This window comes from Cupriavidus sp. LA-1 (assembly GCF_055385985.1).
This window is the reverse complement of record NZ_AP031387.1, coordinates 905,749-918,945: the sequence shown is the minus strand read 5'-3', so window position 1 is coordinate 918,945 and position 13,197 is coordinate 905,749. Positions and strand designations below refer to the sequence as shown.

General features: G+C 68.2%; 14 protein-coding genes. 10 read left to right on the top strand and 4 right to left on the bottom strand.

Annotation, left to right across the window (positions count from 1 at the left end):
• Positions 1 to 2: 2 nt before the first annotated feature.
• Entirely contained in the window at positions 3 to 1,553 is a 1,551-nt protein-coding gene (locus ACZ5MJ_RS04380; protein WP_464222624.1) for an aminotransferase-like domain-containing protein, read from the bottom strand.
• A gap of 84 nt (positions 1,554 to 1,637) precedes the next feature.
• On the opposite strand from ACZ5MJ_RS04380, the gene ACZ5MJ_RS04375 reads away from it, so the two are divergent.
• From ACZ5MJ_RS04375 to ACZ5MJ_RS04340, 8 genes are all read left to right on the top strand, one after another.
• A complete protein-coding gene (locus ACZ5MJ_RS04375) occupies positions 1,638 to 1,763 on the top strand; it encodes a hypothetical protein (protein ID WP_464222623.1) in 126 nt (41 codons plus the stop codon).
• A 22-nt stretch (positions 1,764 to 1,785) separates the two neighbouring features.
• On the top strand, positions 1,786 to 2,499 hold the full coding sequence (locus ACZ5MJ_RS04370) for an alanyl-tRNA editing protein (protein WP_464222622.1): 714 nt from the start codon (positions 1,786 to 1,788) through the stop codon (positions 2,497 to 2,499).
• On the top strand, positions 2,499 to 3,137 hold the full coding sequence (locus ACZ5MJ_RS04365; RefSeq protein ID WP_464222621.1) for a LysE family translocator: 639 nt from the start codon (positions 2,499 to 2,501) through the stop codon (positions 3,135 to 3,137). Before ACZ5MJ_RS04370 ends, ACZ5MJ_RS04365 begins: the two co-directional genes overlap by 1 nt.
• A 106-nt stretch (positions 3,138 to 3,243) precedes the next feature.
• The gene (locus ACZ5MJ_RS04360; RefSeq protein ID WP_464223649.1) at positions 3,244 to 4,161 is read left to right on the top strand and encodes a DMT family transporter; all 918 of its coding nucleotides are present in this window, start codon (positions 3,244 to 3,246) and stop codon (positions 4,159 to 4,161) included.
• A gap of 15 nt (positions 4,162 to 4,176) precedes the next feature.
• The gene (locus ACZ5MJ_RS04355; RefSeq protein ID WP_464222620.1) at positions 4,177 to 4,635 is read left to right on the top strand and encodes a RidA family protein; all 459 of its coding nucleotides are present in this window, start codon (positions 4,177 to 4,179) and stop codon (positions 4,633 to 4,635) included.
• A gap of 7 nt (positions 4,636 to 4,642) precedes the next feature.
• Positions 4,643 to 4,972, top strand: coding sequence for a DHCW motif cupin fold protein (locus ACZ5MJ_RS04350; RefSeq protein ID WP_464222619.1), 330 nt, complete (start codon positions 4,643 to 4,645; stop codon positions 4,970 to 4,972).
• Positions 4,973 to 5,024: 52 nt separating this feature from the next.
• Positions 5,025 to 6,215 (top strand): aminotransferase-like domain-containing protein, encoded by a 1,191-nt coding sequence (locus ACZ5MJ_RS04345; RefSeq protein ID WP_464222618.1) that lies wholly within the window; start codon positions 5,025 to 5,027, stop codon positions 6,213 to 6,215.
• A 39-nt stretch (positions 6,216 to 6,254) separates the two neighbouring features.
• Positions 6,255 to 6,899, top strand: coding sequence for a glutathione S-transferase family protein (locus ACZ5MJ_RS04340; RefSeq protein WP_464222617.1), 645 nt, complete (start codon positions 6,255 to 6,257; stop codon positions 6,897 to 6,899).
• 56 nt (positions 6,900 to 6,955) lie between these two features.
• Here ACZ5MJ_RS04340 and ACZ5MJ_RS04335 read toward each other — a convergent pair whose 3' ends face one another.
• Positions 6,956 to 7,609 (bottom strand): LysE family translocator, encoded by a 654-nt coding sequence (locus tag ACZ5MJ_RS04335; protein WP_464222616.1) that lies wholly within the window; start codon positions 7,607 to 7,609, stop codon positions 6,956 to 6,958.
• A 417-nt stretch (positions 7,610 to 8,026) separates the two neighbouring features.
• On the opposite strand from ACZ5MJ_RS04335, the gene ACZ5MJ_RS04330 reads away from it, so the two are divergent.
• Positions 8,027 to 9,703 carry an L-lactate permease gene (locus ACZ5MJ_RS04330; RefSeq protein ID WP_464222615.1) on the top strand — a complete coding sequence of 559 codons (1,677 nt, stop codon included), beginning with the start codon at positions 8,027 to 8,029 and terminating at the stop codon, positions 9,701 to 9,703.
• Positions 9,704 to 9,859: 156 nt separating this feature from the next.
• On the opposite strand, the gene ACZ5MJ_RS04325 is transcribed toward ACZ5MJ_RS04330, so the two are convergent.
• Both ACZ5MJ_RS04325 and ACZ5MJ_RS04320 read right to left on the bottom strand, forming a co-directional pair.
• Entirely contained in the window at positions 9,860 to 10,846 is a 987-nt protein-coding gene (locus ACZ5MJ_RS04325) for a PAS domain-containing protein (protein ID WP_464222614.1), read from the bottom strand.
• Positions 10,843 to 11,757 carry a LysR substrate-binding domain-containing protein gene (locus tag ACZ5MJ_RS04320; RefSeq protein ID WP_464222613.1) on the bottom strand — a complete coding sequence of 305 codons (915 nt, stop codon included), beginning with the start codon at positions 11,755 to 11,757 and terminating at the stop codon, positions 10,843 to 10,845. The genes ACZ5MJ_RS04325 and ACZ5MJ_RS04320 overlap by 4 nt, the downstream gene beginning before the upstream one ends.
• Before the next feature lie 101 nt (positions 11,758 to 11,858).
• On the opposite strand from ACZ5MJ_RS04320, the gene ACZ5MJ_RS04315 reads away from it, so the two are divergent.
• Positions 11,859 to 12,932 (top strand): tartrate dehydrogenase, encoded by a 1,074-nt coding sequence (locus ACZ5MJ_RS04315; RefSeq protein ID WP_464222612.1) that lies wholly within the window; start codon positions 11,859 to 11,861, stop codon positions 12,930 to 12,932.
• Positions 12,933 to 13,197: the final 265 nt, after the last annotated feature.

The following is a 13,197-nucleotide window of genomic DNA, read 5'->3' as shown; positions in this document are numbered from 1 at the left end:
GCTTACATGCGCTCGAGCTGGCGTGCCAGGAAGGCCAGCATGTCCGGGTCGCCACTGCTGGCCACGTTGAAGCGCATCCAGCCCGACGGCATCTGCGACGGCGAGAACAGGCTGCCCGGGGCGAACAGGTAGCCCTCTTCATGCCCGGCCGTGGCAATTGCGTTGGTGTCGCGGCCGGTATCGGCCCACAGGTACATGCCGGCATGCTGGCCGGGGAAGAGGCGCAGGCCCAGGCGCTCCAGCTCGCGCCGGGTGTCGTCGCGGGCGCGGTCCAGCCGGGTGCGCACGCGCTCGACGTGCTTGCGGTAGTGGCCCTCGGTCAGGACCTTGTACAGCACGCGCTCGTTGATCTCCGGCGTGGCCAGCCCCGCCAGCAGCTTGCTGTCGGTCAGCGCCGACGCCATCTCCGGGTGTGCGGCGATAAAGCCGACGCGCAGGTTGGCCGCCAGCGTCTTGGAGAAGCTGCCCAGGTAGATCACCCGGCGCAACTGGTCCAGGCTGGCCAGCCGGGTGGCGGCGTGGCCGGGCGGGCACAGGTCGCAGTAGATATCGTCCTCGACGATCAGGAAGTCGTACTGCTCGGCCAGACGCAGCAGCTGGAAGGCCTTGGCCGCCGACAGCGAGGTGCCGGTGGGGTTGTGCAGCACCGAATTGATCACGAACAGCCTGGGCCGGCGCGCCTGCACGATGCGCTCCAGCGCCTCCAGGTCCGGCCCTTCGGCGGTGTACGGCACGCCGATCACCTGTGCACCCTGCGCCGCAAAGCGGCCGAACATCACGAACCAGGCCGGGTCGCCCACCAGCACGGCGTCGCCGGGCTGCAGGTAGAGCCGCGCGATCAGGTCCAGCGCCTGGGTAATGCCCGAGGTCAGCACGATCTGCTCCGCGCCGGCGCCGATCTCCAGTTCTTCCAGCCGGGTGCGCAGTTGCTGGCGCAGCGGCAGGAACCCTTGGGGCGTGCCGCTGGCGAGGAAATGGTTGCCAGGCTGGCGGCCCAGCCCGCGCAGCGCGCTGGCGATCAGCTCGCCGTCGAGCCAGTCGTTGGGCAGGAAGCCCAGCCCGGGCGCCTTGTGCGCCTCGGCGGTATGGAACATGCTGCGCAGCAACCAGGTCACGTCGATATTGCGCGCCACCGCCACGTTGCCGGACACCGGCGCCGCGGGCGCGGCCGGGGTCCGTTCGCGCACGTAGAAGCCGGAGCCGCGGCGCGACTCCAGGTAGCCCAGCGCCACCAGCCGCTCGTAGGCCTCGACCACGGTAAAGCGCGAGATGCCCTTCTCCTGCGCCAGCTGCCGGATCGACGGCATGCGCATGCCGGCGCGGAACACGCGCTCGTCGATGCGCATGCGGGCCCATTCGGTCAGTTGCTCGACCAGCGTCATCTGCGCCGAGGGAATCGGGTCCGGCAGGCGCTCGGTAGGCGGCACCACCAGCCGCAGCGCACGGCCGGAGACTTGCCCGGATGTGCTTTGTGCGTCGCCTGCGCTGTCCTTCTGACGGGCAACGGTGGCGGTATCGCTGCCAGTCCCGTCGTCCCTGCTGTTGGCATCCATGTGCTGCTCCCGCAACTGTACTGAATACGATCCGCTGAACTGTACCGGTACTGTACCGACTACCTTGTCTACCATCAAGCCAGGATGAAGCTCGCCCGCCGATCACCTCGTCGTCGCCGCGCCAAGGAGCACGCCAACGGCACGCCCGGGCTGATCGCCGAAACCGAAACCGCGCAGGGCATCCGTACCCTGCGCCAGCCGCACCCATAACAAGCCCACAAGGAGCCCCCCGATGTCCGCCACACGCAAGCGCTTCGACGAAGACCCCTACCTCGACCACTGCACCGCCACCGTGGTGGCGGCCAGCGCCGAAGGGATCGAACTCGACGAGACCGTGTGCTATGCGCGCAGCGGCGGCCAGGCCGGCGACACCGGCACGCTGGCACTGGCCGACGGGCGCACGGTGGCCATTGCCGACACCGTCTACGCCGACGACCGCAGCCGCATCCTGCATGTGCCGGCGCCGGACGCGCCGCTGCCGCGCGCGGGCGAGCGCGTCACCGTGGCCATCGACTGGGCGCGCCGCCACAAGCTGATGCGGCTGCACACCTGCCTGCACCTGCTGGGTTCGCTGATCCCCGTGCCGGTGACCGGCTGCGGCATCTCGCCGGAATCGGCGCGCATCGACTTTGACCTGCCGGAATCGACGCTGGACAAGGCCGACCTGACCGAGCGCCTGAACGCGCTGATCCATGCCAACACCGCGGTGCGCACCACCCTGATCACGCCACAGGAACTGGCCGCCCAGCCCGAACTGGTGCGCACCATCGGCGCCGCGCCGCCGGCGGGCACGGCCAGCATCCGCATCATCGAGATCCCGGGCGTGGACCGCCAGCCCTGCGGCGGCACGCACGTGGCCAACACCAGCGAGATCGGCGCCGTGGTGGTGACCAAGATCGAGAAGAAGAGCCGCACCAACCGGCGGGTGGTGGTCGCGTTCGCGTGATGGCGTCCGGCCTGCTCACCGGCCTGACGGCCGCGCAATTCCTGGCCCTGCTGACCCTGCTGACGGTCGGCCTGTTCACGCCTGGGCCCAACACCACCATCGCCGCGGTCACGGGCGCCAACTTCGGCTTGCGCGCCACGCTGCCGCACTGCGTGGGCGTGGCCTTCGGCTTTGCCAGCATCCTGGCGCTGTGCGCGCTGGGCATGGGCGCGCTGATCCTGGGCCAGCCCGCGCAGGCCGCGGTCGTGCACGGGGCCGGCGTGGCCTACCTGCTGTGGCTGGCGTGGAAGATCGCGCGCAGCACGGCGCTGGCCGAGAAGCAGGTGCTGCGCCCGCTGAGCGTGTGGCAGTCGGCGCTGCTGCAGTACGCCAACATCAAGGCGTGGATGCTGGCGCTGGCGGTCGCGGCCTCTTACATGGCCGGCGCACCCTCGCCTGCGCAGCGCGTGCTGCTGGTGTGCGGCCTGTTCGGCGTGCTCGGCTTTGTCAGCAACGGCGTGTACGGCGTGCTGGGCGCATCGCTGCGGCAATGGTTGCGGCAGGGCCGGCGCGTGCGCTGGTTCAACCGCGCCATGGGCGGGGCGCTGGCGCTGACCGCGCTGTGGATTGCCGTCAGCGCCCGCCCGGGCGTGCAGTAGGACCCTCGCAACCGGATTTCGGACCATGACAACCAACAGGCCGGCCCTGGCCACCCGCCGTCCCCCTTCACCGCCCCTGGCAGCTGCCGCGCCGGCTTCCGGCGGCATGCTGCTGGGCTTTGTCGGCGTCGCCATCTTCAGCCAGACGCTGCCGTTCACGCGCATGGCGGTGGCGGAGCTGGACCCGATCTTTGTCGCGCTGGCGCGCGCCGTGCTGGCAGCGGTGCTGGCACTGGTGCTGCTGGCCTGGCGCGGCGCGCTGTCCGCCAGCCGCCGGCCGCGCGGCGGCCAGTGGCCGCGGCTGGCCGTGACCGCACTGGGCGTGGTGGCGGGCTTTCCGCTGTTTTCTTCGCTGGCCATGCGCGAGGTGCCGGCCAGCCACGGCGCCATCGTGATCGGCCTGCTGCCGCTGGCGACCGCGGTGTTCGCCGCCTGGCTCGGGCGCGAGCGGCCGTCGCCGGCGTTCTGGCTGTCGGCCGTGGCCGGCAGCGCGCTGGTGGTCGGCTTTGCCGTGTGGCAGGGTGCCGGCGGCCTGCAGCATGCGGACTGGTACCTGTTCGGCGCGGTCGTGCTGGGCGCGCTGGGCTATGCCGAGGGCGGCAAGCTGTCGCGCGAGCTGGGCGGGCTGGAGACCATCAGCTGGGCGCTGGTGGTGTCGCTGCCGGTACTGGTGCCGGTGGTGGCCTGGCTGGCGCTGCGCGACCTGCCGGCGATCGCCGCGGCGTCGCCGCACGCCTGGGGCGGCATGGCCTATGTTTCGGTGTTCTCGATGTTTGTCGGCTTCCTTTTCTGGTACGCCGGCCTTGCAAAAGGCGGCGTGGCCCGCGTCGGCCAGATACAATTGCTGCAGCCGTTCCTGACGCTGGCGGGCGGCGCGCTGATGCTGGCCGAGCCGCTTGACGCCCCCACCCTCGCCTTCGCGGTGGCGGTGATCGCCGTCGTGGCACTGGGCCGCCGCGCCGCCGTGCGCCAGACTGCACCCGCCACGGTAACGTCCCCTGTCCTTCCAGGACGCATTCACTGACCAGGAGTCCAACGCATGTCCGTCTACGATACCCTTGCCCGCCTCGGCATCGAACTGCCGGCCGTCAGCGCCCCCGCCGCCGCCTATGTCATGGCCGCGCAAACCGGCAACACCGTATTCCTGTCGGGCCATATCGCCCGCAAGGATGGCAAGGTATGGGCCGGCAAGCTGGGCCAGGACATCGACACCGAGACCGGCAAGGCCGCCGCGCGCGCCATCGCCATCGACCTGCTGGCCACGCTGCATGCGCATGTGGGCGACCTGAACCGGGTCACCCGCATCGTCAAGGTGATGAGCCTGGTCAACTCGACCACTGAATTCACCGAGCAGCACCTGGTCACCAACGGCGCCTCGGAACTGCTGGCAGAAGTGTTCGGCGACAAGGGCAAGCATGCGCGCAGCGCTTTCGGCGTGGCGCAGATCCCGCTGGGCGCCTGCGTCGAGATCGAAATGATCGTTGAAGTGCAGGGCTAAGGACCGCATGCGCATCGACAACCTGCCCTTCGGCACCACCGACTGGTCGGCCATCGCGCCCACCCGCCACCCCGGCGAGCAGGGCGAGGCCACCTGGCGCACGCGCCAGTTCGGCGACATCCGCGTACGCATGGTCGAATACTCGCCCGGCTACCTGGCCGACCACTGGTGCAGCAAGGGCCATATCCTGTTCGTGCTGGACGGCGAGCTCCATACCGAGCTGGAAGACGGCCGGCAGTTCGTGCTCGGCGCGGGCACCAGCTACCAGGTGGCCGACCAGGCGGAGGCGCACCGCTCGTCCTCGCCGCAGGGCGCAAGACTATTTATCGTTGACTGAGCGGCACCAGCCGCTCGTTCCAGAATCCCCCCCAGACCACAAGAGACACATCATGAAATGGGCCATCTCCCGCCGGGCGCAGCAACTGACCAGCTCGGCCATCCGCGAAATCCTGAAGGTCACCGAGCGTCCGGAAGTCATTTCGTTCGCCGGCGGCCTGCCGTCGCCGGCTTCGTTCCCGGTAGCGGCCATGGAGGCAGCGACGGCCCGCGTATTCGCCGATAACCCGCAGGCGGCGCTGCAATATGCCGCGACCGAAGGCTACCTGCCGCTGCGCGAGTTCATCGCCAAGCGCCATGGCGCGCCGGTCGAGCGCGTGCTGATCACCACCGGCTCGCAGCAGGCACTGGACCTGATCGCCAAGGTGATGATCGACCCGGGCAGCAAGGTGCTGGTGGAAACGCCGAGCTACCTCGGCGCCCTGCAGGCGTTCTCGCTGTTCGAGCCTGAATTCGTCTCGATCCCCAGCGACGACAAGGGCCTGTTGCCCGAAGCGCTGACGCCCGAGCTGACCGCCGGTGCGCGCTTCCTGTACGCCCTGCCCAACTTCCAGAACCCGACCGGCCGCCGCCTGCCGCTGGAACGCCGCCAGGCGCTGGTGGCCCGCGCCAGGGAACAGGGCGTGCTGCTGGTCGAAGACGACCCGTACGGCGCACTCAGCTATACCGGCGACCAGCTGCCCAGCCTGCTGTCGATGAACCCCGACGGCGTGATCTACATGGGCTCGTTCTCGAAGATCCTGGCCCCCGGCATGCGCCTGGGCTACGTGATCGCCCCGCCCGAGCTGCATTTCAAGCTGTGCCAGGCCAAGCAGGCATCGGACCTGCATACGCCGACCTTCACCCAGCGCGTGGCCTACGAGACCATCCGCGACGGCCTGCTCGACACGCATATCCCGACCATCCGCGAGCTCTACAGCAAGCAGTGCCAGTACATGCTGGACGCGCTCAAGCGCCATATGCCCGAAGGCGTGAGCTGGAACGCGCCCGAAGGCGGCATGTTCATCTGGATGGAGCTACCGGAAGGCCTGGACAGCATGGTGATCCTGGAGGAAGCGGTGAAGCGCAACGTGGCCTACGTGCCGGGCGCGCCCTTCTATGCCAGCAACCCGAAGCGCAACGCGCTGCGCCTGGCCTTTGTCACGGTGTCGGCCGAGCGCATCGAGCAGGGCGTGGCGATCCTCGGCGAGCTGTTCCGCGAAGTCATCGCCGCAGCCGCCGCCAGGCAGCCGCGCGCGGCCTGAGGCCAGCAGCGATCAGGCGCATATCACTCAGGAGCCGACATGTTGCGTATCTGGGGCCGACTCTCCTCCATCAACGTGCAGAAGGTGGTCTGGTGCGCGCGCGAGCTGCACCTGGACCATGAGCGCGTCGATATCGGCGTGACCAAGGGCGACCTCGACACCGAGGCCTATGTGCGCCTGAACCCGAACCGCCAGATCCCCGTGATCGAGGACTTCCGCGGCACCGATGTCGGCGGCGAGCCGTTCGTGCTGTGGGAGTCCAATGCGATCGTGCGCTACCTGTGCGCGCGCTATGGCGAAGGCACGCTGTGGCCCGAAGACGTCAAGGCACGCGCTTCGGCCGACCGCTGGATGGACTGGCAGACCACCGCCTTCAGCCCGGCCATGGTGACGGCGTTCCAGAACCTGGTGCGCAAACCCAAGGCAGAGCGCGACGACGCCGCCATCCAGGCGTCGTGCGAGCGCACCGAGCCGCTGGCCGCGCTGCTCGACAAGGCGCTGGCCGGACGCGAGTTCATCGGCGGCGACCGCTTCACCATGGCCGACATCTCGCTGGCCTGCGCCGCGCACCGCTGGATGGGGCTGCCGGTCAGCCACCAGCCGCGCCCCGACCTGGAGCGCTGGCTGGGCGCAATGCGCGCCCGCCCCGCCGCAGGCGGCATCCTGGAACTGCCGCTGCGCTGAGCCGCGGCAGTTTTTCTTCCCGCGGTCTTCCCCGCGGTAAAGACCGCTGCCCCGCCCTACTTCGGCGCGCGCGAGCCCGACGTCGCGGTAAATACCCCCAGCCCGATAAACGCCGCGCCCGTCAGGTAGCGCCCGAACGCGCGCGCCCGGCCGGCGCGGCGCAGTGCCGGCATCACCGCGGCGGCGGCCATCACGTAGCAGGCGTCCGTGGTCGCGGCGATCAGCACGAAGGCTACGCCCAGCGCCAGGCTCTGCGTCAGCGCCGAGCCCGCCGGGTTCATGAACTGCGGCAGGAAGGCCGCGAAGAAAATCGTGGTCTTGGGGTTGAGCAGCGCCACCACGAAGCCGTCGCGCACCACCTGGCGCAGGCTGCGCGGCGCCACTTCCGGCGTGTCGCCGCCGGCCGCCGCCCCGCCACCGCGCAACGCGCGGATGCCCAGCCAGATCAGGTAGGCCGCCCCCGCGTACTTGACCACCGTGAACGCCAGCGCCGACACCGAGAACAGCACCGCCAGCCCCAGCGAGGCGCCAATCGCATTGCCCAGGTTGCCCAGCGCCACCGCGCCGATCGAGGCCAGCCCGGCCTGACGGCCCTGCGCCAGCGTGCGCGTGACGATATAGACCACGGCCGGACCAGGCGTGATCGCCAGCGCCAGGCTGGCCAGCACGAACGCGGTCAGCAACGGCCACGGGGGAAGGAATTCGGTCATGGGGAAACCTCGCCTCGAAATGGTCGGCGCGGGCGGCTTGCCCGCGCGCTGGCTGCCAGTATGGCTTGACTGCGACGCCCGCGCCAGCCGGCACCCCATGGCCGTATCGGCCGCTCATGCTGCATCGCAACGCGTGCGCATCCTTTTGCAACAGGCGCCGTTTAGAGTACTCTGGACAGTGTGGCGGAAAGGCCCCACATGCGCTGTCATGCCTCCCCGGGGCAAACCCTGATCCCTGAATGTGGCTCATGGCCGGCATGACGCGATGTACGGCAGCCACGAGGGAACCCGTTCTTAAAATCCCTGTTCTTTGCCGATGCGCGGCGGCAGCCGCGCGCCGGTGCAAAGCGCCTGCGGGATGTCCAGGGCACGCAGATCGCCCGGGCACCCGAGCCAAACCAGAGGAGGATTTCCATCGTGTGGAGTCAAGTCTATGACCCGCTGAGCAATATGGCGCTGTCCACGATTGCAGCGGGGATACCCGTCGCCGTGCTGCTGGTCGCACTGGCGTTCTTTCACATGCAGGCCCATCTTGCCGCCGGCCTGGCGCTGGTGGTGGGCATCGTGGTGGCTTCCACGGTGTTCGGCATGCCGTCGGCCATGGCCGGCAAGGCGGCCGGACTGGGCATCGTTTCCGGCCTGTTCCCGATCGGCTGGATCGTTCTCAACATCATCTTCCTGCACCGGCTCACCACGCTGAACGGATCCTTCAAGGTCTTGCAGACCTCGATTTCCGGCGTCACCGAAGACCGCCGCCTGCAACTGCTGCTGGTGGCCTTCAGCTTCGGCGCCTTCTTTGAAGGCGCGGCCGGCTTCGGCACCCCGGTGGCCGTGACCGGCGCCATCCTGATCGGCCTGGGTTTCTCGCCGCTGGCGGCCTCGGGCCTGGCGCTGATCGCCAACACCGCGCCGGTGGCATTCGGCGCGCTGGGCGCCCCGATCATCGGGCTGTCGTCGGTGACCGGCATCGACCAGGTCACGCTGTCCGCCATGATCGGCCGCCAGCTGCCGTTCTTCTCGGTGCTGGTGCCGTTCTGGCTGATCTGGGCCTTCGCGGGCTTCCGCGGCATGCTCGCGATCTGGCCGGCGGTCCTGGTGGCTGGCGTGACGTTCGCCATCCCGCAGTTCCTGGTGTCGAACTTCCACGGCCCCTGGCTGGTGGACGTGATCTCGTCGCTGGTCTCGATGGGCTGCCTGACCCTGTTCCTGAAGGTCTGGCATCCGAAGGAGATCTGGACCTCGACCAAGATCCTGGGCCGCCACGACGAATCCAGGGTCGACCACCCCGAGGCGCTCGAAGCCGACGCCCGCGCCACCGCCGCCTCGGCCGGCATCTCGGTGGTGAAGGCGTGGATGCCGTGGGTCATCCTGACCGTATTCGTCTTCGTGTGGGGCATCCCCGAGTTCAAGAAGATGATGGACGCCCTGTGGCAGTTCAAATTCCCGGTGCCGGGCCTGGACAAGGCGATCATCAAGCATCCGCCGGTCACGCCGAAGGAAATCGCCGAACCGGCGGTGTTCCTGTTCAATGTGCTGTCGATGGCCGGCACCGGCATCCTGGTGTCCGCCGTGGTGGGCGGGCTGCTGATGGGCTACTCGATCCCGCGCATGCTCAAGGAATACTGGGAAACCATCAAGCTGACCAAGTTCTCGCTGCTGACCATCAGCGCCATGTTCGGCATCGGCTACCTGACGCGCTATTCGGGCCTGGATGCGACGCTGGGCCTGGCCTTTGCGCAGACCGGCGTGCTCTATCCCCTGTTCGGCACCATGCTGGGCTGGCTGGGCGTGGCGCTCACCGGTTCCGACACCGCCTCGAACGTGCTGTTCGGCGGCCTGCAGAAGACCACGGCCGAGCAGCTTGGCCTGTCTCCGGTGCTGATGGCGGCAGCCAACAGCTCCGGCGGGGTGATGGGCAAGATGATCGATGCGCAGTCGATCGTGGTGGCCTCCACCGCAACCAAGTGGTACGGCCACGAGGGCGACATCCTGCGCTATGTGTTCTTCCACTCGATCGCACTGGCGATCCTGGTCGGCATGTTCGTCACGCTGCAGGCCTATGTGCCGCCCTTTACGCATATGGTCATCCACTGACCCTGTCACGACGGCCGCATTGCGGCGCCAGCCAAAGCCCCGCCCCTGGCCAGGCGGGGTCGCTTGACGTCTTGAGCGACGCTTGCGGAATGCTCCTCACCAGGCGGTCGAGGGGCATTTTTTCCGGTAAATCCGGCTTCCCCGCTTTCTCCCCGGTCAGGCCGCGCGCATCGCCAGCGCGTAGTACGACGCGCCGTCCTCGCTGCGCTCCAGCATCGCGCGGACCGTCACCGCCAGCCTGCTTCCGTCCCCCCGTTGCAGCTCGGCGCCGAACTCCGCCTTCGGCCGGGCGCGCGTCATCCTGCGCAGGCGCGCCCCGGCGTCGGCGAAACGATCGGCGAACCCGCCGCCCAGCAACGCACCGGCATCGCAGCCGGCCATCTCCGCCAGCGCCGCGTTGACCGACTCGCAGCGCAAGTCCCCGTCCAGCAATGCCATGCCTTCCGAGGTCAGCTCGAACACCGCCCTGAACCGGGCCTGCTGGTCGCGCAGCGACTGCTCGGCGAGCTTGCGCGCGGTGTTGTCCATGCTGATGCCGACGATCTTGACGATGCGCCCGTCCAGTTCACGCACCGGCGTGGCGCGGGACGAAATCCAGCGGATGCTGCCGTCGGGCTGGTACAGGCGGAAGTCGAACTCGTGCGGCTTGCCGGTGCGCAGCGACTCCTCGTAGGCAGCGTTCATCATGGGAACGTCATCGGCATGCACATGCTTCCAGAAGCTCTCGTTGCTGACAATGCGCCAGCCGTACACGGCTTCGACATTGGACGAGTAGGTCACGTCGTCCGTGATCAGGTTCCATTCCCACGTGACGATGCGCGCGCCCTCCTGCGCCAGCTTCATGCGCGCCTCGCTCTCCATGATCTCGGCCGTGTAGCGGCGACGCATGTCGGTCATGGGGATTTCCACCGCGCTCGAGGTTTCCGCCTCTTGCCGCGCCTGGTCGCCGTAGCGCAGCCAGATCCAGTTGACGCCGAGGAACGCCGCCAGCTTGCGGAGCTTCTCGTAGTCGATCTCACCGCCCTTGGTCCATTTGTGGACGGCCGGGCGCGACACGTCGAGCGCGTTCGCCACCGCCTGCAGCGTGAGTTTCTTGTGTTCGAGCAGTTCCTTGAGGCGGAATGCAAAGCTGTTTTCTGTCATGTCCTGGATTCCCCGGTGGCATCCCCGAGATGCCGCATGAAAAACTCGACGCAGGCGCGCAGCCGTGTGGAGCCGGAAAGGCGCGAAGGATACACCGCCCAGATATCCGCGTCCTGGCGGTAGTCGGGCAGCACCTGCACCAGGCGGCCCGTCTCGAGGTCAGGTTCGACGTCCCACATCGAGCGCAGCATGACGCCATGCCCGGCCAGCGCCCAGCCCGTGACAATCTCACCGTGGTTGGACGACAGGGGCCCGCCGACCTTGACGGTGCGGTCGCCCTCCGGCCCGGTCATGCGCCACACGCCGAAGGGATGGTCGCGCTCCTTGGTGACGAGGCAGTCGTGCTCCGCCAGCGCGTCGAGCGTCTGCGGCATGCCGCGCGCCGCGAGATACGACGGGGCCGCGCACAGCACCCGCCAGTTGCGCGCCAGCCGGCGGGCGATCAGGTGCGGGGCGATGTCGTTGCCGATGCGGATGTCGAGGTCGATCCCCTCGGCCACAAGGTCGACCAGCTTGTCGAACACGTCGAAGCGGATTTCCAGGCCGGGGTACTGCTCGCGCAGCATCGAGATCAGCGGCGCGACATGCCGCCTGCCGAAGCCCACGCTGCTGCCGATCCGCACCAGCCCGCGCGGCGCACCGCCGCCGGCGGAGACGTCGTCCATCAACTGGCCGATCTCGTCGAGCATGTGACGCGCCCAGCGGCACACGCGGTCGCCGTTCTCCGTCAGCGACACCTGGCGCGTGCTCCGGTGCAGCAGTTGCGCGCCCATCGCCTGCTCCAGCGCCTTGACGCGCTTGCTGACATAGGCCGGCGAGCTGCCCAGCTCCTCCGCGGCGGCGACGAAGCTGGCGCGCTGGGCAACCAGGCAGAACACCCGCAGGTCTTCCAGTGGGGGCAGATTATTCACGATTCGTGTTTCCTGTATCCACGGTTGCGCGGATGATCCGCGCGGGGTTTCCCGGCATCCTCGATCGCGTCCTGACCACCAGACACGAGCGAGACACCGCCATGACCAAACCTTTTCGCATTGCCGCCATCGCCGGCGACGGCATCGGCAATGAAGTCCTCCCCGAAGGGCTGCGCGTCGTCGAAGCCGCCGCGCGCAAGTTCAACCTGCCCATCGAAGTGCGTCACTTCGAATGGGCCAACTGCGACTACTACCTTCGTCACGGCAAGATGATGCCGGACGACTGGAAGGCACAGCTCGACGGCTTCGACGCCATCTACTTCGGCGCCGTGGGCTGGCCCGACAAGGTGCCCGACCACGTCTCGCTGTGGGGCTCGCTGCTCAGGTTCCGCCGCGAGTTCGACCAGTACGTCAACCTGCGCCCGGTGCGCCTGCTGCCTGGCGTGCCCTGCCCGCTGGCCAACAGGAAGCCCGGCGACATCGACTTCTACGTGGTCCGCGAGAACACCGAGGGCGAGTACAGCTCGGTCGGCGGCCGCATGTACGAGGGCACCGAGCGCGAGATCGTGATGCAGCAATCGATCTTCAGCCGCCACGGCACCGACCGCATCCTGAAGTACGCCTTCGAACTGGCGCAATCGCGTCCCCGCAAGAAGCTGACTTCGGCCACCAAGTCCAACGGCATCGCCGTCAGCATGCCCTGGTGGGACGAGCGCACCGCCGCCATGGGCGCGCAATACCCCGACGTGAAGTGGGACAGCCAGCACATCGACATCCTCTGCGCCCGCTTCGTGCTCCAGCCCGAGCGCTTCGACGTGGTGGTCGCCTCCAACCTGTTCGGCGACCTGCTCTCGGACCTCGGCCCGGCCTGCACCGGCACCATCGGCCTGGCCGGTTCGGCCAACCTGAACCCGGAGCGCAAGTTCCCCTCGCTGTTCGAGCCGGTGCACGGCTCGGCGCCGGACATCTACGGCAAGCAGATCGCCAACCCCATCGGCATGATCTGGTCGGGCGCGATGATGCTCGATTTCCTCGGGGGTTCCGCAGGAAAGCAAGCGCATGACGCCATCCTCGCCGCCATCGAGACCGTGCTGCGCGAAGGCCCGCTGACGCCGGACGCCGGCGGCAAGGCCGGCACGAGCGACGTGGGCAAGGCCATCGCCGAAGCCATCTGACGCCAGACGCGCGGGAGCACGTGACGCGGAATTCGCGCGACACGTCTCCCACGCCCGGCGCGAGAAGGCCCATCCGGCACACACGCAGTTTTTTTCAGCGCGGAGCTTGTGCATCTCCGGAATTTTGCATAGAGTTTCCGTAAACCAATAGTTACTGTAAACCATTGGTTTACAAAAAGCAAAATAAAAACGCGGACCCAACCGCGCCGGTTAGACAAGTTCCACCACAAAGCACCCATGCGCCAAGACGCATTGGAGGAGATCT

Bases quoted from the DNA above. Each gene is read 5' to 3' on its own strand.
- ACZ5MJ_RS04350 (WP_464222619.1), top strand. From the start codon at position 4,643: ATGCGCATCGACAACCTGCCCTTCGGCACCACCGACTGGTCGGCCATC.
- ACZ5MJ_RS04345 (WP_464222618.1), top strand. From the start codon at position 5,025: ATGAAATGGGCCATCTCCCGCCGGGCGCAGCAACTGACCAGCTCGGCC.
- ACZ5MJ_RS04315 (WP_464222612.1), top strand. From the start codon at position 11,859: ATGACCAAACCTTTTCGCATTGCCGCCATCGCCGGCGACGGCATCGGC.
- ACZ5MJ_RS04325 (WP_464222614.1), bottom strand. From the start codon at position 10,846: ATGACAGAAAACAGCTTTGCATTCCGCCTCAAGGAACTGCTCGAACAC.
- ACZ5MJ_RS04360 (WP_464223649.1), top strand. From the start codon at position 3,244: ATGCTGCTGGGCTTTGTCGGCGTCGCCATCTTCAGCCAGACGCTGCCG.
- ACZ5MJ_RS04340 (WP_464222617.1), top strand. From the start codon at position 6,255: ATGTTGCGTATCTGGGGCCGACTCTCCTCCATCAACGTGCAGAAGGTG.
- ACZ5MJ_RS04355 (WP_464222620.1), top strand. From the start codon at position 4,177: ATGTCCGTCTACGATACCCTTGCCCGCCTCGGCATCGAACTGCCGGCC.
- ACZ5MJ_RS04335 (WP_464222616.1), bottom strand. From the start codon at position 7,609: ATGACCGAATTCCTTCCCCCGTGGCCGTTGCTGACCGCGTTCGTGCTG.
- ACZ5MJ_RS04370 (WP_464222622.1), top strand. From the start codon at position 1,786: ATGTCCGCCACACGCAAGCGCTTCGACGAAGACCCCTACCTCGACCAC.
- ACZ5MJ_RS04380 (WP_464222624.1), bottom strand. From the start codon at position 1,553: ATGGATGCCAACAGCAGGGACGACGGGACTGGCAGCGATACCGCCACC.
- ACZ5MJ_RS04375 (WP_464222623.1), top strand. From the start codon at position 1,638: ATGAAGCTCGCCCGCCGATCACCTCGTCGTCGCCGCGCCAAGGAGCAC.
- ACZ5MJ_RS04365 (WP_464222621.1), top strand. From the start codon at position 2,499: ATGGCGTCCGGCCTGCTCACCGGCCTGACGGCCGCGCAATTCCTGGCC.